This window comes from Loktanella sp. R86503, assembly GCF_042466455.1.
In the GTDB taxonomy this organism is placed as follows: domain Bacteria; phylum Pseudomonadota; class Alphaproteobacteria; order Rhodobacterales; family Rhodobacteraceae; genus Loktanella.
Map to the genome: position 1 here is coordinate 1,513,175 of NZ_JAXHCI010000002.1, position 24,430 is coordinate 1,537,604.

Consider the following 24,430-nt stretch of genomic DNA (forward strand, 5'->3'; position numbering starts at 1 on the left):
CGATTGACGTGCGGCGGGACTAAGGAGACGGCGATGTTTGAATTCTTCGGCAAGGGGGCTGGGCGCGCGGAGGCGGTGCCGGAGGTCAAAGCCTCTGCCGCGGGTCCTTTGGTGGCGATTGCCAGCCATGGCCGTGCGGCATGGGGCGCGCGGGATACGGGCACCCTTGTCCGGTCCGGGTTCCTGACGAACCCTGTGGGGTTTCGCGCGGTGAAATTGATCGCAGAGGCGGCGGCGGCGGTGCCGCTGGTCGTGCAGGACCGGGTTCAACGCTATGACGCGCATCCGGTGCAAGATCTGCTGGCGCGGCCGAATGGCGCGCAGGGCACGGCAGAGCTGCTGGAGGCGGTTTACGCACAGCTGCTGTTGAGCGGCAGTGCCTATCTTGAAGGGGTCGGCGCGGGCGGTTTGCCGGTTGAGATGCATGTGCTGCGGTCGGACCGGATGCGGGTGATCCCCGGCGCGGATGGCTGGCCTGCGGCCTATGAATATACGGTCGGCGGGCGCAAGGCGCGCTTCGATGTGGCGGGGGATGTCAGCCCCGTGTGCCATATCAAAAGCTTTCATCCGCAGGACGACCATTACGGGTTCAGCCCGATGCAGGCGGCGGCCAATGCGGTGGATGTGCACAACGCCGCAAGCGCCTGGTCAAAGGCGCTGCTGGACAATGCAGCGCGGCCGTCCGGCGCGATCATCTATCGCGGGGCGGATGGGCAGAGCCAGTTGAGCCACGATCAATACACCCGTCTGGTGGACGAGATGGAAAGCCAGCATCAGGGCGCGCGCAATGCGGGGCGGCCGATGTTGCTGGAAGGGGGCCTTGATTGGAAGCCGATGGGCTTTTCGCCCTCTGACATGGAGTTTCAGAAAACCAAAGAGGCCGCCGCCCGCGAGATTGCGATTGCCTTTGGTGTGCCGCCGATGCTGCTGGGGATCCCGGGGGATGCAACCTATGCCAACTACCAAGAGGCGAACCGGGCGTTTTACCGCCTGACCGTGCTGCCGCTGGCGACACGGGTGACGAGCGCGATTGCAGACTGGCTGTCGGATTTCAGCGGTGAGCGGCTGGATATCCGCCCCGACCTTGACCAGATCGCGGCGCTGTCAGGAGAGCGTGACAGCCAGTGGCGGCGGGTGTCCGAGGCCAGTTTTTTAAGCGATGCGGAAAAGCGGCGGTTGCTGGGGCTGCCCGTGCAGGAGGTCGAGTGATGCGCGAGAAGATCGTCAAGCTGACGGTCACGCCGCGCGGCGACGGGCCGGTGCGGGGGGAAGACCCATGGCAAGCGCAGATCGGTGCACGCCTGTCGGGGATCGAGCGATTGCTGCGGCGGCTGGAATGGCAGGTCTGGGGCCTTGCCTGCGGGGCAAGCGGCCTGCTGGTGCTGGAAATCCTGCGCCATCTGGCGCGGGTGTAAGAGGGATAGGAGGGATGGAGAATGACGCTAGAGCATAAGTTTTGCGCGCCGGAGACGGTGTTGCAGGTCACGGACGGGACCGAAATTGCGGGCTATGCGTCGCTGTTCGATCAGCGCGACCAAGGCGGCGACCGGGTGGTCAAGGGGGCCTATGCCGCATCGCTGGCGCAGCTGAAGGCCAAGGGGCGCAGCGTGCGCATGTTGTGGCAGCATGACCCGGCCCAGCCGATCGGTGTCTGGGACGAGGTGCGCGAGGACGCGCGCGGTCTGTGGGTCAAGGGGCGTATCCTGACCGATGTGGCCAAAGGCCGCGAGGCGGCGGCGCTGGTGGCAGCGGGGGCGATTGACGGGCTGTCCATCGGCTATCGCACGTTGCGGGCCACAAAGGACGACAAGGGCGGCCGCCTTTTGTCAGAACTGGAGCTGTGGGAGGTATCGCTGGTGACCTTTCCCATGCTTCCCGATGCACGGGTTGCGGCCAAGGCCGAAGACCCGGGCGGTGCTGCGCTGCGTGATTTGGCGGCGGTGTTTACCGATGCCGCGGCGGCGCTGCGTCAAGGCTGATCGCAGCCAAACTAACCCTCGAGAGGATGATGATGACGACACCCGAGACAGAGTCTCGGACCGGGGGAGCCTTGTCTTCTCCGGCCGAGGAGCTGCGGACCGCGATCAGCGGTTTTGTGGCCGAATTCAAAGATTTTTCCACCGGCATTTCCGCCGCTTTGCAAAAACAGGATGACCGAATGAACAAGCTGGATCGCAAGACGATGATGATGAACCGCCCCGCGCTCGCCATGGGTGCAGAGGTCGAGGCACCGCACCAGAAAGCCTTTGCCGCTTATCTGCGCTCTGGCGAAGATGACGGTCTGCGCACTTTAGCGCTGGAAGGCAAAGGCATGTCGACGGCGGTATCCGGCGATGGCGGTTATCTGGTGGACCCGCAGACGTCGGACACGATCAAATCGACGTTGTCCACGACGGCCAGCATCCGCGCGATTGCCAATGTCGTGAATGTGGATGCGACGTCTTATGATGTGCTGGTGGATCACACCGAAATGGGTGCGGGCTGGGCGACCGAGACCGCATCGCAGGACGAGACTGACACCCCCGTCATCGACCGCATCACCATCCCGCTGCACGAGCTGTCGGCGCTGCCCAAGGCAAGCCAGCGTCTGCTGGATGACAGCGCCTTTGATATTGAAGGCTGGCTGGCGCAGCGCATCGCGGACAAGTTTGCCCGTTCTGAAGCGGCTGCTTTTGTGAACGGTGACGGGGTGGATAAGCCCAAGGGTATTCTGTCGTATCCCAGCGTGGATAACGACGTCTGGACCTGGGGCAACATCGGCTATGTGCCGACAGGCGTAAACGGAGAGCTGGGCGAGACCGATGCAATGATCGATCTGGTCTATGCTTTAGGCGCTGAATACCGCGCGGGGGCGGTATTCGTTATGAATTCGCGCACTGCGGGATCGGTGCGCAAGTTGAAGGATGCAGATGGCCGTTTCCTGTGGTCCGATGGTCTGGCATCGGGGGAACCTGCGCGTTTGCTGGGCTATCCCGTGCTGATTGCCGAAGACATGCCCGACGCGGGTGATGGCACCACACCGATTGCCTTTGGCGACTTTAATGCAGGCTACACCGTGGCCGAACGCCCCGATCTGCGCGTGCTGCGTGATCCGTTCAGTGCCAAGCCGCATGTGCTGTTCTATGCCACCAAGCGCGTTGGCGGTGCCGTTAGCGACTTTGCGGCGATCAAGCTGCTGAAGTTCGCGGTCGCCTGACCGAGGATCTGCGCTGCGGGCCTGGGGAGGCAGCCGCAGCGCAGACGCCGGGTGCGCTGTGCAGGAGGAACACCCCTGCGTTGTCCAGCTGCTTACTTCCGTCAAGCAATGCGGGGTGGCAGCGCACCCGGACCCACGGCCTGACCCAGATGCCACCAGATTTGCGGAGAATTTCCATGATGTTAGTCGAATTAAGCAGCGCGCCCGCCGCTGCGCTTCCGGTGGCGGGGTTGAAGGACCATCTGCGACTGGGATCGGGCTTTGCCGATGACGGGATGCAGGACGAGGTGCTGGAGACGTTCTTGCGCGCGGCGCTGGCGTCGATCGAGGCGCGGACGGGCAAGGTTTTGCTGGAGCGCGAGTTTCGCTGGAGCGTGACCGCCTGGCGCAGTGTCGACCGCCAGCCGTTGCCGCTGGCTCCGGTCAGTGCGGTCGGGTCTGTGACGCAGATCGACCGCAATGGCACTGCGGTGCCAGTTGCACCGCACCGCTATACGCTGGAGCCGGATATGCAGCGGCCTGCGCTGATCGCGGTGGGGGCGACGTTGCCGAGTGTGCCGCGCGGTGGCCGTGTGGATGTGACCTTGCTGGCCGGCTATGGGCCAGAATGGTCCGATCTGCCGGCCGATCTGGCGCAGGCGGTCATGCTGCTGGCGGCGCATTTCTATGAATATCGCAGCGATGGGGCGCTGCATGGTGCCAGCATGCCGTTCACCGTGACGGGCCTGATCGAGCGCTATCGCACGGTGCGTCTGTTCACGGGGGGGCGGACATGAGCCTGCCGATCCTGAACCGCAAGCTGGTGCTTGAATCAGCCGAGCGCAGCCCGGACGGGGCGGGCGGTTATGACACAAGCTGGCAGCCGCTTGGCACGCTGTGGGCCGAGATCAAGTCAGGCAACGGGTCCGCGCGGGGCGAAAATGCACTGCAGATAAGCCGGGTGCCGCTGAAAATCACGGTGCGCGCGGCGCAAGTAGGGTCCGATGCGCGGCCCAGCGCCGGGCAACGGTTTCGCGAAGGCAGCCGCGTTTATGCGATTTTGGCGGTGACAGAGCAGGACAGCCGCGCGCGGTATCTGGTCTGCCATGCGGCAGAGGAGGTGGCGCAATGAGCTATGCGATGTCTTTGGCGCTGCAGACGGCGGTCTTTGCCCGGCTGACGGCGGATGCGGCGCTGGGCGATCTGGTGGGCACGGCGGTCTTTGACGCGCTGCCGCCGGGGGACGTGCCGACCCTTTATGTGGCGCTGGGCACCGAGAAGGTGACCGATGCCTCTGACGGGACCGGCGCGGGTGCGGTGCACGAATTTACGGTGTCGGTGGTGACGGACCGGTCGGGCTTTGCCGCGGCCAAGGGTGCGGCGGCTGCGGTTTGTGATGCGCTTTTAGCCGCGCCGCTGACGCTGGGCCGGGGGCGTGTCGTCGGCTTTCGCTTTCACAAGGCCGCAGCGGCACGGGTGGGCACGGGGGATACCCGCCGCATTGATCTGATTTTCCGGGCGCGCGTGTCGGACGACTGACGCCCAACGCAATTATTCAAGGAGCAACGACATGGCAGCACAAAGTGGCAAGGACCTGTTGGTCAAAGTGGACATGACCGGCGACGGCCTGTTCGAAAGCGCGGCAGGCCTGCGGGCGGCGCGGATCAGTTTTAACGCCGAAAGCGTGGATGTGACGAGCCTGGAAAGTGCGGGCGGCTGGCGTGAATTGCTGGCCGGCGCGGGGGTGAAAACGGCAAGCATCTCGGGCTCTGGTATTTTTCGCGATGCCGAGACGGACGAGCGGATGCGTCAGGTGTTCTTTGACGGCGAGACGCCGAAGTTTCAGGTGATCATCCCGTCCTTTGGCACGATCGAGGGGGCGTTCCAGATCACGTCAATCGAATACGCAGGCACCTTTGATGGCGAGGCGACTTACGAGATGTCGCTGACCAGCGCGGGCCGGATCAGCTTTGTCGCCGCGCTGTAAATGGTGAACCCCCTTGCAGGAGAGGTCAGCGTCACCATCGACGGTGTGCCCCATGTCGCCAAGCTAACATTAGGCGCGCTGGCAGAGCTGGAGGCCGCGCTGGCGGCTGAATCGCTGGTCGATCTGGTCGAGCGGTTCGAGGCGGGGCGCTATCGCGGGGCCGACGTGATGGCGCTGTTGGTCGCGGGTTTGCGCGGCGGCGGCTGGCGCGGCACGGCGACGGATTTGCTAAGCGCGGATTTGGCAGGCGGGCCGGTGGGGGCGGCGCGTGTGGCGGCAGAGCTGCTGGCGCGCGCCTTTACGCCCCCCTCATGAGCGCGGGGCTGGATTGGGCCGGGCTAATGCAGGCGGGCCTGCACGGCTTGCGGCTGACGCCGGACCAGTTCTGGCGTCTGACCCCGGCAGAGCTGGCGCTGATGCTGGGGCAGCGGGTGGATCTGCGCCCACTGGGGCGCAGTGGTTTTGACGCATTGCTGCGGGCGTTTCCGGATGCACCGCGAAAGGAGCGTGACGATGAATGAACTTGATCAGTTAGACGGGCTGGATGCAAATACCGCGGCGCTGGAACGCACGCTGGGCGACACGGCAGGGATGGCGGCGGCCTTTGATGCGACGCTGCGGGATATGCAGGTCAGCCTAGGAGAGACGACGCGGGATCTGGGCAATCTGGAACGCGGTTTTGCAGGCGGGCTCCGGCGGGCGTTTGACGGTTTGATCTTTGACGGCAAGTCCTTGTCGGACACGCTGAGCGGTGTAGCGAAATCCATGATCGACACGGCCTATGCGGCTGCGATCAATCCGGTGATGAAGCAGGCCGGCAGTTTGCTGTCAGACGGGATCAATGCCGCTGTGTCGGGTGTGATGCCTTTTGCCGCTGGCGCGCCCTTTGCCCAAGGGCGGGTGATGCCCTTTGCCAAGGGGGGCGTGGTCAGTAGCCCCGTGACATTCGGGATGCGCGGCGGCACCGGGCTGATGGGCGAAGCGGGGCCAGAGGCGATCATGCCGCTGGCGCGCGGCGCGGATGGCCGGCTTGGGGTGCGCGGCGGGGGCGGTTCCAGTGTGAACGTTACCATGCATGTCACCACACCGGATGCGCAAAGTTTTCAACGCAGCCAAGCCCAGATCGCCGCCCAGATGGGGCGTGTGCTGGGGCGCGGGCAGCGGAACCGGTAGGGGAACAGGATAATGGCATTTCACGACATACGCTTTCCGGCGAACCTGAGCTTTGGCGCGACCGGCGGGCCAGAGCGGCGCACCGAAATTGTGACGCTGGCCAACGGCTACGAGGAGCGCAACACGCCCTGGGCTCATTCGCGCCGCCGCTTTGATGCGGGGGTGGGGCTGCGGTCTCTGGACGATATCGCCCAGATGACCGCGTTCTTTGAGGCGCGCGAGGGGCAGTTGCACGGCTTTCGCTGGAAGGACTGGGGCGACTACAAATCCTGCGCCCCGTCTAGGTCGCCTGCCTTTGGTGATCAGCTGATTGCGGTGGGGGACGATGTCACACGCGTGATCCAGCTGGTAAAGCATTACGTAAGCGGAGAGCAGACCTATGCCCGCCCGATTGCCAAACCTGTCGCCGGTACGGTGCGGATCGCGGTCGGTGGGGACGAGGTGCAAGAGGGCATCGACTTTACCGTGGATACCGCAACGGGGCTGGTGACCTTTGCCGATGCGCCGGATGCGGGCGCAGAGGTGACGGCGGGCTTTGAGTTCGATGTGCCGGTGCGGTTCGACACCGACCGGATCGAAACATCTGTGTCCAGCTTTCAGGCGGGGCAAGCGCCTAGCGTGCCGGTGGTCGAGGTGCGGGTATGAGCGCGGCAGGGCTGTTTTCCCATTTGGGCACCGGCGCGACCCACGTTTGCCAGTGCTGGTCGATCACCCGCAATGACGGCGTGACCTTTGGCTTTACTGATCATGACCGGCCTTTGGCCTTTGACGGGATCACCTTTCTGGCGGACAGCGGGCTTAGCGCGCGGGCACTCGCGGCAAGCTCTGGCCTTGCGGTGGACAATTCCGAGGCGGTGGGGTTGCTGCAGGCGGACGTCATTACGGCAGAAGACATTCGCGCAGGCCGCTATGACGGGGCCGAGGTGCGCAACTGGCTGGTGCGCTGGGATGACGTGAACGCACGGCAATTGCGGTTTCGCGGGCAGGTGGGCGAGATTACCCATCACGCAGGGCAGTTTCAGGTGGAATTGCGCGGGCTGACCGATCTGCTGAACCAGCCCACGGGGCGCACATATTTGCGCACTTGCGACGTAGTGTTGGGGGATGCGGCTTGCGGGGTGAATACGCAGGACGCCGCCTTTGCCGTGACGCTGGGGGTGCAGTCGCTGACCGATCAGCGCAGCTTTGTGTTCGCAAGCGCAGGATATACCGACCGTTGGTTCGAGCAGGGGCATTTCGAGGTGCTGACCGGGGCTGCCAAGGGACTGAAGGCCGGCATCAAGGTGGACCGGATCAAGGGGAGCCAGCGCGAGATCGTCTTGTGGCAGGCGCTGCGGGCGGATGTCGCTGTGGGCGATACAGTGCGGCTGGTCGCCGGGTGTGACCGCCGGGCGGACACCTGCCGCGCAAAATTCGAAAATCTTGTGAACTTTCGCGGCTTTCCGGACATGCCGACCGACGACTGGCTGATGAGCGTGCCGCGTAGCGATGATACCGGCGACGGCGGGAGCCTTTGGCGATGAGCGCCGTTGTGGCCGAGGCCCGGCGCTGGATCGGCACGCCCTATGTGCACCAAGCCTCTAGCTTTCAGGCGGGGTGCGATTGTCTGGGGCTGATCCGCGGTGTCTGGCGGCACCTGTATGGGGCAGAGCCAGAGCGGCTGCCGCACTACACGCTGGATTGGGCAGAGCCGCAGGGCGAGGAAGTGCTGCTGCACGCCGCCCGGCGGCATTTGCGGCCCGCACAGGCCGATAAGCTGGCTCCGGGGCAGGTGCTGCTGTTTCGCATGCGGCAAGGCGCTGTGGCCAAGCATCTGGGCATCGTGTCCTCTGCGGGGGCCGCGCCTGCCTTTATCCACGCATACACCCGCCACGGCGTGGTGGAGAGCCCGCTGCCGGCCCCTTGGGTGCGGCGGATCGTGGCACGTTTCGAATTTCAGGAAGGATAACACATGGCAACGCTGGTTCTTTCGGCTGCAGGCATGGCGCTGGGCGGATCGCTTGGGGGCTCTGTCATGGGGCTGTCAATGGCGACGGTGGGTCGCGCGGCGGGGGCGGTGCTGGGCCGGGTGATCGACCAGCGGATCCTTGGTGCAGGCAGCGAAGCGGTCGAGGTCGGCCGCGTGGATCGCTTTCGTTTAACTGGCACCGGCGAGGGCGGCGCGATTGCGCGTCTGCACGGGCGGATGCGGCTGGGCGGCCATGTGATCTGGGCCAGCCGTTTTGCCGAAAGCGCCGAGACCACAGGGGGCGGCAAAGGCGCGGGGGCGCAGCCTGCGACGACGACCTATAGCTACACAGTCAGCCTTGCAGTGGCATTGTGCGAGGGAGAGATCGCGCGCGTCGGCCGTATCTGGGCGGATGGAGAGGAGGTGTCGCCGCTCGCGCTCAATATGCGGGTCTATACCGGGGCGCAGGACCAAGCGCCTGATCCCAAGATCGCGGCGGTCGAGGGGGCCGCCTATGCCCCCGCTTATCGCGGCACGGCCTATGTCGTGTTCGAAGACCTTGCGCTGGGCCAGTTCGGCAACCGCGTGCCGCAGTTCACCTTCGAAGTCATGCGTCCGGCAGAAGGCTCCGCGCCGCAGGATCAAGACGATATCGCCCGCGCCGTACGCGGCGTGGCATTGATCCCGGGGACTGGAGAGTATGCGCTTGCCACCACGCAAGTGAACCTGTCGGCAGCCTACGGCGAGCAGGTCGCGATCAACGTGAACTCGCCCAGCGGAGAGACGGATTTCGCCACGTCGATCACTGCGCTGTCAGAAGAGCTGCCGCGCTGCGGTTCTGTCAGTCTGGTTGTGTCGTGGTTTGGCAATGACCTGCGCTGCGCCGATTGCGACGTCAGGCCGCTGGTGGAGCAGCAAGAGGTGGACGGCGACACGATGCCGTGGTGCGTGGCGGATACATCGCGCGGGCAGGCGGGGCTGGTGCCGCGTCAGGGGGATCGGCCCGTTTATGGTGGTACGCCGTCGGATGCGTCGGTGATCGAGAGTATTCGCGCGCTGAAAGACAAAGGCTTCGCGCCGATGTTCTATCCGTTCATTTTGATGGAGCAGATGGCAGGTAATACACTGCCGAACCCCTGGACGGGGGATACTGGCCAGCCGGCGCTACCGTGGCGAGGCAGGGTGACGCTGTCGCTGGCACCGGGGCAGGCCGGATCGCCTGATCGCAGCGCAGCGGCGCAGGCGCAGGTCGATGCCTTTATGGGGACCGCGCAGCCCGGTGATTTCAGCATTGTAGACGGCGCGGTGCGCTATAGCGGCCCGCCCGAATGGCGCTATCGCCGTTTCATCCTGCACTACGCCAACCTGTGTAAGGCGGCGGGCGGTGTAGGGGCGTTCTGTATCGGGTCAGAGATGGTGGCCCTGACGCAAATCCGCGGGGCGGGCGACAGCTTTCCTGCGGTGACAGCGCTGCGGCAGTTGGCAGGCGAGGTGCGTGCCATTCTGGGGCCGGATTGCCAGATCAGCTATGCTGCGGATTGGTCGGAATATCACGGCTATCAGCCTAGCGGGACCGCGGATAAGTATTTTCATCTTGATCCGCTCTGGGCGGACGAAAATATCGATTTCATCGGCATTGATAATTACATGCCACTTTCCGACTGGCGCGATGGCACGGATCATGCCGATGCAGGCTTTGGCGCGATCTATAACCTTGATTATCTGAAGGGGAACGTGGCCGGGGGCGAAGGCTATGACTGGTTCTATCATTCGCCAGAGGCCCGCGATGCCCAAATCCGCACGCCGATTACGGACGGCGACGGTGAGCCGTGGGTCTGGCGTTACAAGGACTTGACGGGATGGTGGCAGAATGATCACCATAACCGCATCGGCGGCCAGCGCCTGGCGGCGAAAACCGCATGGGTGCCGGAAAGCAAGCCGTTCTGGTTCACCGAATTCGGCTGCGCCGCCATCGACAAGGGCACCAACCAGCCGAACAAGTTTCTGGACCCCAAGTCCTCGGAGAGTCTGCTGCCGTTCTATTCCAACGGCAGCCGGGATGACTTTATGCAGATGCAGTATCTGCGGGCGATCTATCGCCACTTTGCCGCGCCGGGGGCGAACCCGCGATCCCGCTCTGCCACCTATGACGGGCCGATGCTGGATATGGCGCGGGCGCATGTCTGGTGCTGGGACGCGCGGCCTTATCCGTTCTTTCCAGGCAATGCGGCGCTGTGGTCGGATGGCGACAATTACATGCGCGGGCATTGGCTGAACGGGCGGGCGGTCTCGCGCACCCTTGCCGGTGTCGTAGCCGAGATTTGCGCAAACGCCGGGGTGACGGCGGTTGATGTGTCGCGCCTATACGGCGTGGTGCGCGGTTATGTCGTCGACAACATCAGCACTGCCCGGGCGCAGTTGCAGCCTTTACTGCTGGCCTATGGCATTGAGGTCGCGGAACGCGGCGGCGCGCTGGTCTTTACCAATCGCGACGGTCTGCCCCTGCGCAGGCTAACGCGGGACGATCTGGCGCAGGACCCTGAACACGCCTCTGACGTGGTGATCACGCGCCAGCCGCAGGCCGAAGTCGAAGGCCGCGTGCAGATCGGTTATGTCGACCCAGAGGGCGACTACGAGGTCGCCGTGGCCGAGGCGATCCATCCAAACCATGCCACCAGCGGCGTGACCCGCAGCGAATTCGCGCTGGGCCTGACCCGGGGCGAGGGGGCGCGGATCGCGACCCGCTGGATCAACGAAGCCGCCGTCGCCCGCGATGGCCTGACGCTGGCGCTGCCACCGTCGCAGGGCGACCTTGGGGCGGGGGATGTGATCGATCTGGACGACGGCGCGGCCTCTGGCCTCTACCGGATTGACCGGATCGAGGAGGCAGGCTTGCGGCTGGTCGATGCCACGCGCGTTGATCCCGAGATCTACGCCCCTCAACAGCGGCTGGAGGAGGGCGCGCGTCTGTCGTCCTATACCGCGCCGACGCCGGTGGCGGGATTGTTTATGGACCTGCCCTTGATCCGCGGCGATGAAAGCGAGCACGCGCCTTATTTTGCGGCGACATCGAACCCTTGGGCGGGGGGAGTCACACTTTACGCGGCGGCGCAGGACAGTGATTACATTTTGCAGGACGTTTTGCGAAATCGCAGTGTGATCGGCACGCTGCAAGCGCCGCTGCCACGCGGGCGCACGGGGCTGTGGGATCGCCAGGTGCTGACCGTCAAACTGGTCAGCGGCGCGCTAAAGGCAGTCGATCCAGAGGCGGTTCTGGCGGGGGCAAACGTGCTGGCCATCGGGGACGGCGGCGCGGACAACTGGGAAATCGTGCAATTTGCGCAGGCCCAGCTGACGGGCAACCTGACCTATCAGCTGACGGAATTGCTGCGCGGCCAGCGCGGGACCAGCGCGATGATGCCCGACGTCTGGCCGGCAGGGTCGCGCGTCGTCATTCTGGATGGCCGCCCCGCACAGATTACGATTCCCACCGCTGCACGAGGGCGGGAGCGTCACTTTCGCTATGGCCCGCTAAAACGGCCTGTCACGGATCGCAGTTATCGCCACGTCGTCGAGACGATCAAAGGCAATGGCCTGCGCCCCTATCCGGTTGTGCATCTGCGCGCAGCGCGCAGCGGCGCAGATCTGCGCTTTATCTGGATCAGACAAACCCGGATCGACGGCGATGTGTGGGGGCGCGGCGACGTTCCATTGGGTGAAGAAACACAGACCTATATCCTACAGGTGCGTCAGGGCGATGCGGTCCGCCGAGAGGTCAGCGTCGACGTGCCCGTCTGGACCTATACCGATGCGATGCAGGCCGCGGACGGTGTGTCCGGCGGCTATGTCGTGGCGGTGGCGCAACTGTCCGTGCGCTATGGCACCGGCCCATTTACCAAGGTCACGGTCGCCTGATGCGCCCTGTGCATCTGACCGATCTGGATATCGCGGCCCGCGCCATACTGGCGCGGCCAGCTGCCGAATGGCCGGAACGGGCAGCCAGCCTTGTGAGCGGGGCGCGGCTGGCGGACCGGTATCGCAAGCGTCTGGCGCGGCGGCATCCGGTCTGGGGCGACGGCACCTTGGCCGCGGCCGCCCTTGGGGTGGCGGGACGCGACATTGCGTCCCCGCAGCGCTGTGACGCGGCCTATGTCAAAGCCTTGCAATGCATATTGACGGCATTGTCAGAAAACGGCCCCTTTGATTTCTGTCGCCCCGCGCTATATCCTACCCAACGAATGGCGAGGAAACAGCGTAATGGCCTATACCCAGGCGAAACTTCATAGCATTGATCCGGTCTGGGAAAAGATCGCGGAAGAGGCGCGCAGCGCCGTGGCCGCATCGCCCAGCATGGGATCAATGTTGCATGCCGGTTTGCTGCAACATGCAGGTTTTGCCGATGCGCTGGCCTATCGCATTGCCATGAAACTCGAATCCTCCGAAATGTCGGCCCAGAACATCCGCGATATCGCTGATGACGCCTTTGTTCAGACGCCCGCCCTGGTGCAGGATGCCCGCGCTGATCTGGTCGCAACACTGGACCGTGATCCTGCCTGCCACCGGCTGATGCAGCCACTGCTGTTTTTCAAAGGATATCAGGCGCTTCAGGCGTTCCGGCTTAGCAATTGGTTGTGGAAAGACGGTCAGTTCGATCTGGCCTATTTCGTGCAGATGCGCGTATCCGAAGTGTTCGGGGTCGATATCCACCCCGCCGCGACCATTGGCAAAGGCATCATGATCGACCACGCCCATTCCATCGTTGTCGGTGAAACTGCCGTCATTGGTGACAATGTTTCCATGCTGCATTCCGTCACACTGGGCGGCACCGGCAAAGGCGAAGAAAAGCGTCACCCCACCATCGGCAACGGCGTCCTGATCGGCGCGGGGGCCAAAGTGCTGGGCAATATCACGATCGGCCATTGCAGCCGGATCGCGGCAGGTTCTGTCGTGCTGCATGATGTGCCGCCGATGAAAACCGTCGCCGGTGTCCCGGCCAAGATCGTGGGCGAGGCAGGCTGCGCACAGCCCGCCCTGTCGATGAACCATATCCTGGCCGAGGAAGGTCAGACGCTCATCTGATCGAATGCCTCCAGCGCGCGGGCTCCGTACATAAACGACGGCCCGCCGCCCATATACATGGCCACTGAAATCGTCTCTGCAATCTCTTCGCGCGTCACGCCTGCGGCAATGGCTGCTTTGACGTGAAAACCGATGCAATCGTCGCATTGCTTTGCGATGCCGATCGCGATGCACATCAGTTCTTTGTGGCGCAGATCGACATGCCCCGGCGCAAGCGCGGCTTGTGACAGCGCACCAAACCCTTTTGCGGTTTCAGGGGAGGTCTTGCGGAATTTGCTTAGGTTGGCCGATGCCCCGGCCAGATGATCTTTCCAGTTCATATACAAAAACGGGCTCCTGTATCGCTACACAAGCCCGTTTCGCATGATGTGACGCACAGGGCGTTGATCCAAATCAACGCCCGGCAAACGCAGGCTTTAGGCTAGCATCGTCATCGGGTTTTCAAGGTTATCCTTGATCGCATTCAGCAAGTTCGCCCCCAGAGCACCGTCAATGACGCGGTGGTCAACGGACAGGGTGACGGACATCACGGTTCCGACGGCCAATTCACCATCCTTGCCGACAATCGGCTTTTTGACGCCAGCGCCAACTGCAAGAATTGCAGAGTGCGGCGGGTTGATGATGGCGTCAAAGTTGTCGATGCCGAACATGCCAAGGTTGGAAATCGCAAAGCTGCCACCCTGATATTCATGCGGCGCAAGCTTGCGGTCGCGGGCACGGGTGGCCAGGTCCTTCATCTCGGACGACAGGGCTGAAAGCGACTTCATCTCGGCGTCTTTCAGCACCGGGGTGAACAGCCCGCCCTCGATGGCGACAGCCACCGCGACATCGGATTTGGTGAACTTCAGTGTGCGATCACCGGCCCAGACGGCATTTGCCTCTGGCACCTGTTGCAGGGCCAGCGCGCAGGCCTTGATGATGAAATCGTTAACCGACAGCTTGACGCCGCGGCCTTCCAGCTGCGTGTTTAGCTGGGCGCGGAATTTCATCAGATCGTCCAGCACAATGTCGCGGCGCAGATAGAAGTGCGGCACGGATTGCTTGGCCTCGGTCAGGCGGGCTGCAATCGTTTTGCGCATCCCGTCCAGCTTGACCTCTTCATAGGGGCGGCCGTCATACATCTTGATGACTTGCTCGGTCGACGGGCCAGAGGCCATCGCCGCACCCTTGGCTGCCGCAGGCGCATCGGCCTTGGCCGCCGGTGCTGCAGAGGCTGCCGCCTTGGGCTGGGCTGTCGCGTTTTCGACGTCAGCCTTCACGATCCGGCCCTTGGGGCCGGAGCCTTGGATGCCGGACAGATCAAGCCCCTTGTCCGCCGCAATGCGCCGCGCCAAAGGCGACGCAAACACGCGCTCGCCGTCCTTGCGGGCGGGGGCCTTATCAGCCTGACCCTTTTCACCCTGGGCGGCATCGCCGTCGCGGCCATAGCCCTTGGCAGGCTCTTCCGCTTTTGGCGCGTCGGCGGGGGCGGCGTTGGACGACGCTTCTGCCTTTGGCGCTGACGGCGCACCGATGTCGTCAGCGCTTTCGCCGTCCATCAGCAGAACGGCGATCACGTCGTTGACCTTCACGCCTTCGGTGCCTTCGGCGACCATGATCTTGCCGATCACGCCTTCGTCCACAGCCTCGAATTCCATCGTGGCCTTGTCGGTTTCAATCTCGGCCAGCAGGTCGCCAGACGACACGGTGTCGCCCTCTTTGACCAGCCACTTTGCCAGCGTGCCTTCCTCCATGGTGGGGGACAGGGCGGGCATCAGAATTTCTGTCGGCATCGCTCTGGCTCCTTACCGGTAGGTGACTTTTTTGACCGCTTCGACCACTTCGTCCGTGGTCAGCAGCGCATGCTTTTCAAGATTGGCCGCATAGGGCATCGGCACATCCTTGCCGGTGCAGGTGATGACCGGCGCGTCCAGATAGTCGAACGCTTCTTGCATGATGACGCCGCTGATGTAGCCACCGACGCTGCCCTGCGGCCAGCCTTCTTCGACGGTCACGCAGCGGTTGGTCTTTTTCACCGAGGCAAGGATCGTTTCCGTGTCCATCGGGCGCAGCGTGCGCAGGTTGATGACTTCGGCGTTGATGCCTTCTTCTGCCAGCTTTTCCGCAGCTTGCAGCGCGTAGGTCATGCCGATGCCAAAGGATACGATGGTCACGTCATCGCCGGCGCGTTCAATCTTGGCCTTGCCGAATGGAATCGTGAAATCATCCATGACAGGCACATCAAAGCTGCGACCATACAGGATTTCATTTTCAAGGAAGATGACAGGGTTCGGGTCGCGGATCGCAGACTTCATCAGACCCTTCGCGTCCGCTGCCGAATAAGGCATGCAAACCTTCAGGCCGGGGATCTGCATGAACCAGGCTGCATAATCCTGGCTGTGCTGCGCACCCACGCGGGCCGCCGCACCGTTGGGGCCACGGAACACCATGGGCGCACCCATCTGGCCGCCGGACATATACAGCGTCTTGGCGGCAGAGTTGATGATCTGGTCCATCGCCTGCATGGCGAAGTTGAAGGTCATGAATTCCACGATGGGACGCAGACCGCCAAAGGATGCACCGACCGCGATACCGGCAAAGCCGTGTTCGGTGATCGGAGTGTCGATGACGCGCTTGGCACCGAATTCGTCCAGCAGACCCTGGCTAATCTTGTAGGCACCTTGGTATTCGCCGACTTCCTCGCCCATCAGGAACACGGTGTCGTCGCGGCGCATTTCCTCGGCCATGGCGTCGCGCAGGGCTTCGCGTACGGTCGTGGATTTCACTTCCGTGCCTTCGGGCCAGTCGGGGCTGGCATCGGGCTGCTTGGGGGCCGGGTGGGACATGGCGGCCGCAGGTGCGGTTTCCGACGACTGTTCCTTGTCGGCAGGGGCAGGGGCCGCAGCCTTGGGGGCATCGGTTTTTGCATCGTCCATCGACTCGCCGTCTTCCAGCAGCACAGCGATCACATCGTTGACCTTCACACCTTCGGTGCCTTCGGTCACGACAATCTTGCCGATCACGCCTTCGTCGACAGCCTCGAATTCCATCGTGGCCTTGTCGGTTTCGATTTCGGCCAAAATGTCACCAGAGGAGACCTTGTCACCCTCCTTGACCAGCCATTTCGCCAGCGTGCCTTCCTCCATCGTGGGGGACAGGGCGGGCATCAGAATTTCAGTTGCCATGGCTCAGGCCTCCTGCGGGACTTCGGTTGCGTAGATGTCGGTCCAAAGCTCTTCCAGCGCCGGCTCCGGGCTCTCTTTCGAGAATTCGGCAGCCTCGTTGACGATGGCTTTGATGTCCTTGTCGATGGCCTTCAGGTCATCTTCGGTGGCGTGCTTGCCGGTCAGCAGCAGATCGCGAACCTGTTCGATCGGGTCACGCTCGTCGCGCATCTTTTGCACTTCTTCGCGGGTCCGGTATTTTGCAGGGTCGGACATGGAATGGCCGCGGTAGCGGTATGTCTTGACCTCTAGGATATACGGACCCTTGCCAGCGCGGCAGTGCGCAACAGCCTTTTCGCCCGCAGCCTTGACCGCCAGAACGTCCATGCCGTCGACTTCTTCGCCGGGGATGCCGTAGGCCGCGCCGCGTTCCCACAGGGACGGCGACTTGGTGGACCGCTGGACAGAGGTGCCCATCGCATACTGGTTGTTTTCGATCACAAAGATCACCGGCAGATCCCAAAGCTCTGCCATGTTGTAGGTCTCATAGACCTGGCCTTGGTTCGCCGCACCGTCGCCGAAATAGGCAAAGGTCACGCGGTCGTTGCCAAGGTATTTGTCGGCGAATGCCAGACCGGCGCCCAGCGGCACCTGCGCTGCCACGATACCGTGGCCGCCATAGAAATGCTTTTCCTTCGAGAACATGTGCATGCTCCCGCCCTTACCCTTTGAAAAGCCGCCCTCGCGGCCCGTCAGTTCGGCCATGATCCCCTTGGGGTCCATGCCGCAGGCCAGCATGTGGCCGTGGTCGCGGTAGGATGTGACGCGCTTGTCGCCTTCCGAGGCTGCAGCCTCCAGGCCGACGACGACCGCTTCTTGTCCGATGTAAAGGTGGCAGAAACCGCCGATCAGGCCCATGCCATAAAGCTGGCCCGCCTTTTCTTCAAACCGGCGGATCATCAGCATTTCGCGGTAGTGGCCCAGCAACTCCTCGGCCGAGACATTGGCCCCGTGATCGGTCGTGCTGGTGTCCTGTTTCTTCGGCGGCATGGTCGCTCCCTCTGCGCTAGAACAGATAGTTTAGTGTTAAACTAATCGGGATGATAAAGCCTGAAGTGACGTAACGCAATCCGATCACGCGGATTAATGCAAGCGGCCTGTCGCAAGGCAAGGTTGCGCTTACTGGATGACCATTTCGTCGGTGCGGACCATGCCAAGCACATCGCGGGCCTGTTCATCCAGCAGATCCAGATCAAGGAAATCGTCCGACAAACGCTTGGTCAGGTTTTCCATACCGTCAAGCTCCACCTGCAAGGCCGCCAGTTCGATGCGCAGGGCCTGCGCCTCTGCGTCGACTTCTGCGCGCTTAAACAGACCGTAATCGCCCTGAATCGCAGCAAAGGTGAAATACAGCCCCAGCATCAGGGTTAGAAGAAAGTAAATCAGTGTGCCCAAACCGGGGCGGCTGCTCTCGTTCATAGGTGCCTCGCTCGCGCCTCTGGCGGGCGCATTGGCGATAATCTGGCACACCTTAAGGTGCGGTAAAACAGCGATTTCGTCACGGTTGCAAAAGAATTGCAACCGTGACCCGCAAGACTCAGCCTGCGATGGATGCGGCGTGAATGACGTCGATGGTTTTGGCGATTGCCGCGTTGAATTCATCGTCCGTCTGCTGCGCCGACAGATCCTGCGTCAGCGCGCGGCTGAAACTGGCGATGATGCCGGGGTTGATCGCCAGGCGGCGGGTCGCCTCGGTAAGATCATAGCCGCCAGACAGGGCAACGACGCGCATGACTTTGGGGTGGTCAACCAGCGGCTGATAGGTGCCAGCGACTTCCGGCAGGGTCAGCTTGATCATGATCTCTGTGCCATCGGGCAAGGTGTCCAGATGGCGCAGCACACTCTCCAGCAGCATCTGTTCCGCCTCGGCCTTGTCGGTAATGCTGATCGTCACTTCCGGTTCAAGGATCGGCATCATGTCGTGCGCCAGCACCTGATTGCCGACCTCGAATTGCTGCGCGACGATGGCATCAATACCAGCGGCATTGGCGGCATGAATGACCGACCGTTCCTTTGTGCCGAACACACCAAGCGCATGGGCGCGGTCCAGCAGCGCATCCAGACCCGGCATTGGCTTCATCATCTGAACGCCATTCGCTTCGTCTTCTAAGCCTTTGTCGATCTTCAGAAAAGGCACGACGCGCTGCACGTTCCACAGATGCTCTGCCGCAGGCTGGCCCGCGAACTGGCGGTCCATCGTATCCTCGAACAGGATTGCGCCCACGACCTGATCGCCATTGAACGCCGGTGCCGCAACAATCCGGGCGCGCATGGCGTGGATCATGTCGAACATTTCCGCGTCAGAGCTGAAGTCATCCGCGCTTACGCCATAAGCGGCCAGCGCCTTGGGGGTAGAGCCGCCGCTTTGGTCCAGTGCCGCGATAAATCCGTTACCCGCGCGGACCTGCGCTGCCATGTCCTTGTTCACACTATCACTCCCGTTAAAATTGCTTTGGGCAAAACGCCCCCGGCCTTTGCATAGGCAGGGGGCACGGGAGTGACAATTATGGTTGCGCTAACGTTAATCGGTGATAGCGCTAACGCTAAAGTTTAGTGCGAAAGCGCGGCAACACCCGGCAGGGTCTTGCCTTCCATCCATTCCAGAAACGCGCCGCCCGCGGTGCTGACGTAGCTGAAATCATCCGCCGCACCCGCCGCATTCAAGGCTGCGACCGTGTCGCCGCCGCCCGCCACGGAAATCAGCTTGCCGTCCCGCGTCAGATCAGCTGCCGCTTTGGCAGCGGCATTGGTTGCAGCGTTAAAGGGTTCAATTTCAAAGGCACCCAGCGGGCCGTTCCAAACCAGCGTTTTCGCCCGTTCCAGCGCCTGCACGATATGGGCGACAGAATCAGGGCCGGCATCCAGAATCATCGCGTCTGCCGGGCAATCCTCGGTCTTGACGGTTTCATTCGCGGCACCTGCCTTGAATTCGCGCGCCACGACCACGTCGCGGGGCAATAGAATCGCGCAGCCCTTTTCCGCGGCTTTGGCCGCGATATCGCGGGCGGTCTGCGCCAGATCGTGCTCGCACAGCGATTTGCCCACGTCGATGCCGCTGGCCGCAAGGAAGGTGTTCGCCATGCCGCCGCCGATCACCAGCACATCGACCTTTTCAACCAGATTGGACAAAAGATCGAGCTTGGTCGATACCTTCGCGCCGCCAACAACTGCCACAACAGGGCGGTCCGGATTGCCAAGCGCCTTGTCCAGCGCCGACAATTCTTCTGCCATCAGGCGTCCGGCGCAGGCGGGCAGCAGATGGGCCAGGGCTTCGGTGCTGGCGTGGGCGCGGTGGGCGGCGGAAAAGGCATCGTTGACATAGATGTCGCCAAGGGTCGCCAACCGCTTGGCAAAGCCGTCGTCATTGGCCTCTTCACCGGGGTTGAAACGCAGGTTTTCAAGCAGGGCCACATCGCCGGCTGCCAGTTTGCCCACCGCCTCGCCGTAGTTGCCATCGATAAATGTGACGTCCTGCCCGAGGGCCGCCGACAAGGCCGGCACGATCTGGCCCAGCGACATTTCAGGCACGACCTTACCCTTGGGCCGGTCGAAATGCGCCAGCAGGATCGGCGTGCCGCCTGCGGCCAGAATATCCTTTACCGTCGGCACGATACGGTCGATCCGTGTGGTATCCGTGACCTTGCCATCCGCGACAGGCACGTTGATATCCACCCGCACCAGCACGCGCTTGCCGTTCAGGTCCATGTCATCAAGGGTCTTCCAAGCCATATTGGCCTCCATCCGCTGTTTGACGGTATTCCTGTGGCAAGGTTGCGCCCGCGTCAACCGGGCGTGACTTGGCATCGGGGCGCATCCGCCATATGTCTGCCTCAAGTTTTCAACAAAGAGGTGCCCTCATGGCCGATATCAAAGACCCGGAAAACACGATCATCATGACCCTGAAGGACGGCGATGTCGTCATTCAGCTGCTGCCCGACGTGGCCCCCCAGCATGTTGCCCGCATGAAGGAACTGGCCCGCGCCGGCGCTTATGACAACGTGGCTTTCCACCGCGTGATCGACGGCTTCATGGCGCAGACCGGCGACGTGCAGCATGCGAACATGGAAAAAGACTACAACCCCGGCCGTGCTGGCACCGGGGGTTCCGACATGCCCGATCTGCCTGCGGAATTTTCCAAAGTGCCCCACGCCCGCGGCTCGCTTGGTGCGGCGCGTTCGGCCAACCCGAATTCGGCCAACAGCCAGTTCTTTATCAACTTCAAGGACAACGATTTCCTGAACGGTCAATACACCGTTTACGGTCAGGTCATCGAAGGCATGGCCCATGTCGACGCCATCGCCAAGGGCGAGCCGCCCCGTAACCCCGACCGCATGATTTCGGTCAAGGTGGCTGCAGATGTTTAAACTTGCAGCCGCACTGACCATTCTGGCCGCGCCTGTTATGGCGGATGGTCTGGATATTACCGTCGCAGGTCAGGCCAATGGCACGATCCACATCGATCTGTTCGAAGACACCGCACCGCTGCATGTGGCCCAGATCAAGACGATCGCGGCGGACGGCGGCTATGACGGCGTCGTTTTCCACCGCGTGATCGAAGGCTTCATGGCCCAAACCGGTGATGTGGAATTCGGCAAGGCCGATGGCGACACCGCCCGCGCCGGTATGGGCGGGTCCGAATTGCCCGACATCAAGGCCGAGTTCAGCAACGAGCTGAGCTTTGATCGCGGCGTCGTCGGCATGGCCCGCAGCCAGAGCCCGGATTCGGCCAACAGCCAGTTCTTTATCATGTTCGAACCCGGCCCGTTCCTGGATGGCCAATACACCATCGTCGGTCAGGTGACCGAAGGCATGGATGTGGTCGACCAGATCAAGCTGGGCGACGGCCCGAACGGCTCTGTCACCGGAACGCCCGATGTGATGACCAAGGTTGTCGTCACCGAATAAGCACTAGGTTGTTTTTAGCGACCGAAGCGGGCCCTGCGGGGCCCGTTTTGCTGTGGTTTGGGCCCGTGTCGCGCGGACTTTTGTGCCGGAGGCGAGAATTGAAGCTTCCGGCGGGAATATTTTTGAAACAGAGAGCCGCTTAGGTCCCGCAGAACGTAGCGGTGACAATCTGCTGCGCAGTGGGCGGTTTGGCAAAAGGCGCGCGGGTGCCTACTGGCGGGTCGTAGGGCCGTGTGACAACGGCCAACAGCGCGTGGAACGGGGCCATGTCGTCATTGGTTGCGGCGGCGATCACCGCCTCGATCTGATGGTTGCGCGGGATAATCTGCGGATTGGCGCGGGCCATAATCTCTGCGTGATCCGGCGCGCGGCGTTTTTGCCAGTCGGCAACCCAGGCGGCAAAGGCATCGCGGTCTGTAAACTGGTCCTGTGCCTGTGGCCCGGCCAAGTTGGCAAAGGTATTGGTGAAATCGGCACCGTCCTGCGCCATCAAGGTCAAAAGCTGCTGGATCAGCTCTGCATCGGCAATCTGCGGGTCCGCCAGCCCGATCTTGGCCCCGAAGACCTGCACCCAGGCCGCTTGATAGATATCGGAAAAGCGGTTGATTCGCGTTGTGAAATCCTCGATCGCGGCATCGGGATCGGGCATGAGCGGGATCAGCGCGGTGGCCAGCTGCGCAAGGTTCCACAGCGCGATCCCGGGCTGGTTGGCGTAAGAATACCGGCCGCCGCGGTCGATCGAGCTGAAGACCTGCGCCGGATTATAGGCATCCATGAAGGCGCAGGGGCCATAGTCGATCGTTTCGCCGCTGATGGCCATATTATCGGTATTCATCACGCCATGAATAAAGCCGAGGCCCATCCAGCGGGCAATCAGTTCGGCCTGCGCTGCAACAATGGCGCTAAGCAGGGCAGGAACACCGTCTGCGTCCGGATAGTGGCGGGCAATCACGTGATCTGTCAGCGCCTGAAGCGCGGGAATGTCCTGCCGCGATGCGTGCACCTGAAAGGTGCCGACGCGGATATGGCTGCGGGCCACGCGGGTCAGAATTGCGCCGGGCAGGGCGGTTTCGCGCAGCACGTCCTCTCCTGTTGCGACGGCCGCAAGCGCGCGGGTCGTGGGCACGCCCATGGCGGCCATCGCCTCTGACACCAGATATTCGCGCAGCACGGGCCCGAGCCATGCGCGGCCATCGCCGCCGCGGCTGTAGGGGGTGCGGCCAGAGCCTTTGAGCTGGATGTCGCGGCGGATGCCATCGGTGCAGATGACCTCGCCCAGTAGCACAGCGCGGCCATCGCCCAGCTGCGGGTTCCAGTTGCCAAACTGGTGGCCGGCGTAAAGCTGGGCTAGTGGGAACGCGCCTGCGGGTACGGCATTGCCCGACCAGACCTGCAGGGCGTCGTCACTGGCCAGCCAGTCCGTATCAATCCCCAGCTGCGCGGCCAGAGCAGTGTTCACCGCCAGCATCTGCGGCGCGCGTACCGGGATGGGGGCCTGCGGCGTAAACATCTGCGGCAGCAGGCGGGCAAAGCTGTTGTCGAAGGCGATCACAGCGGGTCCGTCATCATGCGCACATCGCGGAGGGGGCGAAAGCCGGCGCGGGCGCAGAACCGCGCGGCGGCGTCCGGGTCGGCAGCGGGCAGGATGGCGTGCATCGCCTGCATCCCCGCGCGGCCCAGATTGACGGCGACAGCGTGCAGGACTTCGGTGCCGATGCCGCGTCCGCGCACCGAGGGGCGGATGTAGCATTCCTCCAGCCAGCCAACCATGCCGCCATGGGCCATCGACCAGCCGAATGTCACCATGACATAGCCCAGCGGACTGCTTTTGGGGCCGATAAGCCAGACCGCGCCAAGGGGCGATCCGTCCAGCAACGGACGGGTGACCTGCGCGCGGTGCGTGTCATCATGGGGCAGACCGGCATCGGCATGATAGCGGGCCATCAGGTCCATGACCTTGTCCGCGTCGCCGGGGCCAGCAAGGGCGATGGCCGTGCTCATAGCCGGGCCAGACGGTCGGTCAGCAGGGTAAAGAAACCGTCGGTGTCCAGATCGCCCATGAACATCGCGTTGGGCGCGCGGTCCGTGACGCGCCACCAGTCGGCAACGGTCATGCCAAGCGTCAGGTCCGATCCGGTTTCCACCATCACATTGATATGGCGGCCTTTGAATAGATCCGGTTGCAGCAGATAGGCGATGACGCAGGGGTCATGCAGGGGCGCGCCTTCTGATCCGTATTTTTCCTTGTCGAAGCGTTCGAAAAAGTTGGTCCAGGCGGCAACCATGTCACCCACGCGGGTGCCCATCGCGCTGAACGCGTCAACGCGGGCCTGTGTTGTCAGCGCCTTATGCGTCACATCAAGTGGCATGACAACCAGCGGCACACCAGCGGCAAAGACTTCGGCGGCCGCCTCTGGATCGACATAGATGTTGAATTCGGCGGCAGGCGTGATGTTGCCGACTTCGAAATAGGCGCCGCCCATCAGAACGATTTCCTGAACCCGTGCGATGATATCGGGCGCTTTGCGAAAAGCCTGCGCGATATTGGTCAACGGTCCCAGCGGGCATAGCGTGATGGTGCCGCTTGGCGCGCTACGCAGGGTGTCGATGATGTAATCGACGCCATGCTGCGTCTGCAGCGGCATGACAGGATCGGTCATCTGCGGGCCGTCGAGCCCGGTTTTACCGTGGACATGCTCTGCCGTGACCAGTTTGCGCAGCAATGGCGCGTCGCAGCCGGCATAAACGGTGATATCGCTGCGCCCAGCCAGTTCGCACACGATACGGGCGTTCTTTTGTGTCAGGGCCAGGGGCACATTGCCGGCGACAGCAGTGATGCCCAGCACCTCCAGCTCTGGCGAGGCGAGGGCGAGCAGGATGGCGACGGCGTCGTCCTGTCCGGGGTCGGTGTCGATAATGATCTTGCGGGCCATGCGGTTTCCTTGCGATTTGCCGCAGTG

General features: G+C 62.9%; 29 protein-coding genes. 19 read left to right on the plus strand and 10 right to left on the minus strand.

The window, feature by feature from the left end; all coding sequences use genetic code 11:
- Positions 1 to 33: 33 nt before the first annotated feature.
- The 17 genes from SJY10_RS08275 (at position 34) to cysE (ending at position 13,362) form a co-directional block, all read left to right on the plus strand.
- Positions 34 to 1,209 (plus strand): phage portal protein, encoded by a 1,176-nt coding sequence (locus tag SJY10_RS08275; protein WP_386681400.1) that lies wholly within the window; start codon positions 34 to 36, stop codon positions 1,207 to 1,209.
- On the plus strand, positions 1,209 to 1,415 hold the full coding sequence (locus tag SJY10_RS08280; RefSeq protein ID WP_386681402.1) for a hypothetical protein: 207 nt from the start codon (positions 1,209 to 1,211) through the stop codon (positions 1,413 to 1,415). The genes SJY10_RS08275 and SJY10_RS08280 overlap by 1 nt, the downstream gene beginning before the upstream one ends.
- A 21-nt stretch (positions 1,416 to 1,436) precedes the next feature.
- On the plus strand, positions 1,437 to 1,979 hold the full coding sequence (locus tag SJY10_RS08285) for an HK97 family phage prohead protease (protein WP_386681404.1): 543 nt from the start codon (positions 1,437 to 1,439) through the stop codon (positions 1,977 to 1,979).
- 32 nt (positions 1,980 to 2,011) lie between these two features.
- Positions 2,012 to 3,196 carry a phage major capsid protein gene (locus tag SJY10_RS08290; protein ID WP_386681406.1) on the plus strand — a complete coding sequence of 395 codons (1,185 nt, stop codon included), beginning with the start codon at positions 2,012 to 2,014 and terminating at the stop codon, positions 3,194 to 3,196.
- Between the two features lie 176 nt (positions 3,197 to 3,372).
- Positions 3,373 to 3,972 carry a head-tail connector protein gene (locus SJY10_RS08295; RefSeq protein ID WP_386681409.1) on the plus strand — a complete coding sequence of 200 codons (600 nt, stop codon included), beginning with the start codon at positions 3,373 to 3,375 and terminating at the stop codon, positions 3,970 to 3,972.
- Complete coding sequence (locus tag SJY10_RS08300) at positions 3,969 to 4,307, plus strand: head-tail adaptor protein (protein ID WP_386681413.1); 339 nt, start codon at positions 3,969 to 3,971, stop codon at positions 4,305 to 4,307. The genes SJY10_RS08295 and SJY10_RS08300 overlap by 4 nt, the downstream gene beginning before the upstream one ends.
- Positions 4,304 to 4,714, plus strand: coding sequence for a DUF3168 domain-containing protein (locus SJY10_RS08305; RefSeq protein ID WP_386681416.1), 411 nt, complete (start codon positions 4,304 to 4,306; stop codon positions 4,712 to 4,714). The genes SJY10_RS08300 and SJY10_RS08305 overlap by 4 nt, the downstream gene beginning before the upstream one ends.
- Before the next feature lie 31 nt (positions 4,715 to 4,745).
- The gene (locus tag SJY10_RS08310) at positions 4,746 to 5,162 is read left to right on the plus strand and encodes a phage major tail protein, TP901-1 family (protein WP_386681419.1); all 417 of its coding nucleotides are present in this window, start codon (positions 4,746 to 4,748) and stop codon (positions 5,160 to 5,162) included.
- Positions 5,163 to 5,477: a gene transfer agent family protein gene (locus SJY10_RS08315; protein ID WP_386681422.1), complete on the plus strand. Its 315-nt coding sequence runs from the start codon at positions 5,163 to 5,165 to the stop codon at positions 5,475 to 5,477.
- On the plus strand, positions 5,474 to 5,683 hold the full coding sequence (locus tag SJY10_RS08320; protein WP_386681425.1) for a rcc01693 family protein: 210 nt from the start codon (positions 5,474 to 5,476) through the stop codon (positions 5,681 to 5,683). The genes SJY10_RS08315 and SJY10_RS08320 overlap by 4 nt, the downstream gene beginning before the upstream one ends.
- The gene (locus SJY10_RS08325; protein WP_386681428.1) at positions 5,676 to 6,335 is read left to right on the plus strand and encodes a phage tail tape measure protein; all 660 of its coding nucleotides are present in this window, start codon (positions 5,676 to 5,678) and stop codon (positions 6,333 to 6,335) included. The genes SJY10_RS08320 and SJY10_RS08325 overlap by 8 nt, the downstream gene beginning before the upstream one ends.
- 12 nt (positions 6,336 to 6,347) lie before the next feature.
- Positions 6,348 to 6,980, plus strand: coding sequence for a TIGR02217 family protein (locus tag SJY10_RS08330; protein ID WP_386681430.1), 633 nt, complete (start codon positions 6,348 to 6,350; stop codon positions 6,978 to 6,980).
- Positions 6,977 to 7,858, plus strand: a complete 882-nt coding sequence (locus tag SJY10_RS08335) for a DUF2163 domain-containing protein (protein ID WP_386681431.1) — start codon at positions 6,977 to 6,979, stop codon at positions 7,856 to 7,858. The genes SJY10_RS08330 and SJY10_RS08335 overlap by 4 nt, the downstream gene beginning before the upstream one ends.
- The gene (locus tag SJY10_RS08340) at positions 7,855 to 8,283 is read left to right on the plus strand and encodes an NlpC/P60 family protein (RefSeq protein ID WP_386681434.1); all 429 of its coding nucleotides are present in this window, start codon (positions 7,855 to 7,857) and stop codon (positions 8,281 to 8,283) included. Before SJY10_RS08335 ends, SJY10_RS08340 begins: the two co-directional genes overlap by 4 nt.
- Before the next feature lie 3 nt (positions 8,284 to 8,286).
- Entirely contained in the window at positions 8,287 to 12,198 is a 3,912-nt protein-coding gene (locus SJY10_RS08345; RefSeq protein WP_386681437.1) for a glycoside hydrolase/phage tail family protein, read from the plus strand.
- The gene (locus SJY10_RS08350; RefSeq protein ID WP_386681440.1) at positions 12,198 to 12,569 is read left to right on the plus strand and encodes a hypothetical protein; all 372 of its coding nucleotides are present in this window, start codon (positions 12,198 to 12,200) and stop codon (positions 12,567 to 12,569) included. The genes SJY10_RS08345 and SJY10_RS08350 overlap by 1 nt, the downstream gene beginning before the upstream one ends.
- A complete protein-coding gene (gene cysE / locus SJY10_RS08355) occupies positions 12,541 to 13,362 on the plus strand; it encodes a serine O-acetyltransferase (RefSeq protein WP_386681443.1) in 822 nt (273 codons plus the stop codon). The genes SJY10_RS08350 and cysE overlap by 29 nt, the downstream gene beginning before the upstream one ends.
- Here the strand turns inward: cysE and SJY10_RS08360 are convergent.
- The 7 genes from SJY10_RS08360 to SJY10_RS08390 all read right to left on the minus strand — a co-directional run bounded on the left by SJY10_RS08360 (position 13,347) and on the right by SJY10_RS08390 (position 20,294).
- On the minus strand, positions 13,347 to 13,682 hold the full coding sequence (locus SJY10_RS08360; RefSeq protein WP_386681446.1) for a carboxymuconolactone decarboxylase family protein: 336 nt from the start codon (positions 13,680 to 13,682) through the stop codon (positions 13,347 to 13,349). The genes cysE and SJY10_RS08360 overlap by 16 nt on opposite strands.
- Before the next feature lie 96 nt (positions 13,683 to 13,778).
- Positions 13,779 to 15,134, minus strand: coding sequence for a pyruvate dehydrogenase complex dihydrolipoamide acetyltransferase (locus tag SJY10_RS08365; protein WP_386681448.1), 1,356 nt, complete (start codon positions 15,132 to 15,134; stop codon positions 13,779 to 13,781).
- Positions 15,135 to 15,146: 12 nt separating this feature from the next.
- Positions 15,147 to 16,526 (minus strand): pyruvate dehydrogenase complex E1 component subunit beta, encoded by a 1,380-nt coding sequence (locus SJY10_RS08370; RefSeq protein WP_386681451.1) that lies wholly within the window; start codon positions 16,524 to 16,526, stop codon positions 15,147 to 15,149.
- A gap of 3 nt (positions 16,527 to 16,529) precedes the next feature.
- Positions 16,530 to 17,555 (minus strand): pyruvate dehydrogenase (acetyl-transferring) E1 component subunit alpha, encoded by a 1,026-nt coding sequence (pdhA, locus tag SJY10_RS08375; RefSeq protein WP_386681453.1) that lies wholly within the window; start codon positions 17,553 to 17,555, stop codon positions 16,530 to 16,532.
- Positions 17,556 to 17,684: 129 nt separating this feature from the next.
- A complete protein-coding gene (locus SJY10_RS08380) occupies positions 17,685 to 17,984 on the minus strand; it encodes a septum formation initiator family protein (protein ID WP_386681456.1) in 300 nt (99 codons plus the stop codon).
- A 118-nt stretch (positions 17,985 to 18,102) separates the two neighbouring features.
- On the minus strand, positions 18,103 to 18,981 hold the full coding sequence (locus SJY10_RS08385) for a fructose bisphosphate aldolase (protein ID WP_386684586.1): 879 nt from the start codon (positions 18,979 to 18,981) through the stop codon (positions 18,103 to 18,105).
- Positions 18,982 to 19,115: 134 nt separating this feature from the next.
- Entirely contained in the window at positions 19,116 to 20,294 is a 1,179-nt protein-coding gene (locus SJY10_RS08390) for a phosphoglycerate kinase (protein ID WP_386681459.1), read from the minus strand.
- A gap of 128 nt (positions 20,295 to 20,422) precedes the next feature.
- Here SJY10_RS08390 and SJY10_RS08395 point away from each other — a divergent pair, with 128 nt between their 5' ends.
- Positions 20,423 to 20,929, plus strand: coding sequence for a peptidylprolyl isomerase (locus SJY10_RS08395; RefSeq protein WP_386681462.1), 507 nt, complete (start codon positions 20,423 to 20,425; stop codon positions 20,927 to 20,929).
- The gene (locus SJY10_RS08400) at positions 20,922 to 21,470 is read left to right on the plus strand and encodes a peptidylprolyl isomerase (RefSeq protein WP_386681465.1); all 549 of its coding nucleotides are present in this window, start codon (positions 20,922 to 20,924) and stop codon (positions 21,468 to 21,470) included. Before SJY10_RS08395 ends, SJY10_RS08400 begins: the two co-directional genes overlap by 8 nt.
- 139 nt (positions 21,471 to 21,609) lie before the next feature.
- Here the strand turns inward: SJY10_RS08400 and SJY10_RS08405 are convergent, their stop codons facing one another.
- Genes SJY10_RS08405 through SJY10_RS08415 form a run of 3 tightly spaced genes read right to left on the minus strand, consistent with a single transcriptional unit; the run spans position 21,610 to position 24,403 of the window.
- Positions 21,610 to 23,022 (minus strand): YdiU family protein, encoded by a 1,413-nt coding sequence (locus SJY10_RS08405; RefSeq protein WP_386681467.1) that lies wholly within the window; start codon positions 23,020 to 23,022, stop codon positions 21,610 to 21,612.
- Positions 23,019 to 23,471: a GNAT family N-acetyltransferase gene (locus SJY10_RS08410; RefSeq protein WP_386681470.1), complete on the minus strand. Its 453-nt coding sequence runs from the start codon at positions 23,469 to 23,471 to the stop codon at positions 23,019 to 23,021. The genes SJY10_RS08405 and SJY10_RS08410 overlap by 4 nt, the downstream gene beginning before the upstream one ends.
- On the minus strand, positions 23,468 to 24,403 hold the full coding sequence (locus tag SJY10_RS08415; RefSeq protein WP_386681473.1) for a nucleoside hydrolase: 936 nt from the start codon (positions 24,401 to 24,403) through the stop codon (positions 23,468 to 23,470). Before SJY10_RS08415 ends, SJY10_RS08410 begins: the two co-directional genes overlap by 4 nt.
- Between the last annotated feature and the right edge of the window lie 27 nt (positions 24,404 to 24,430).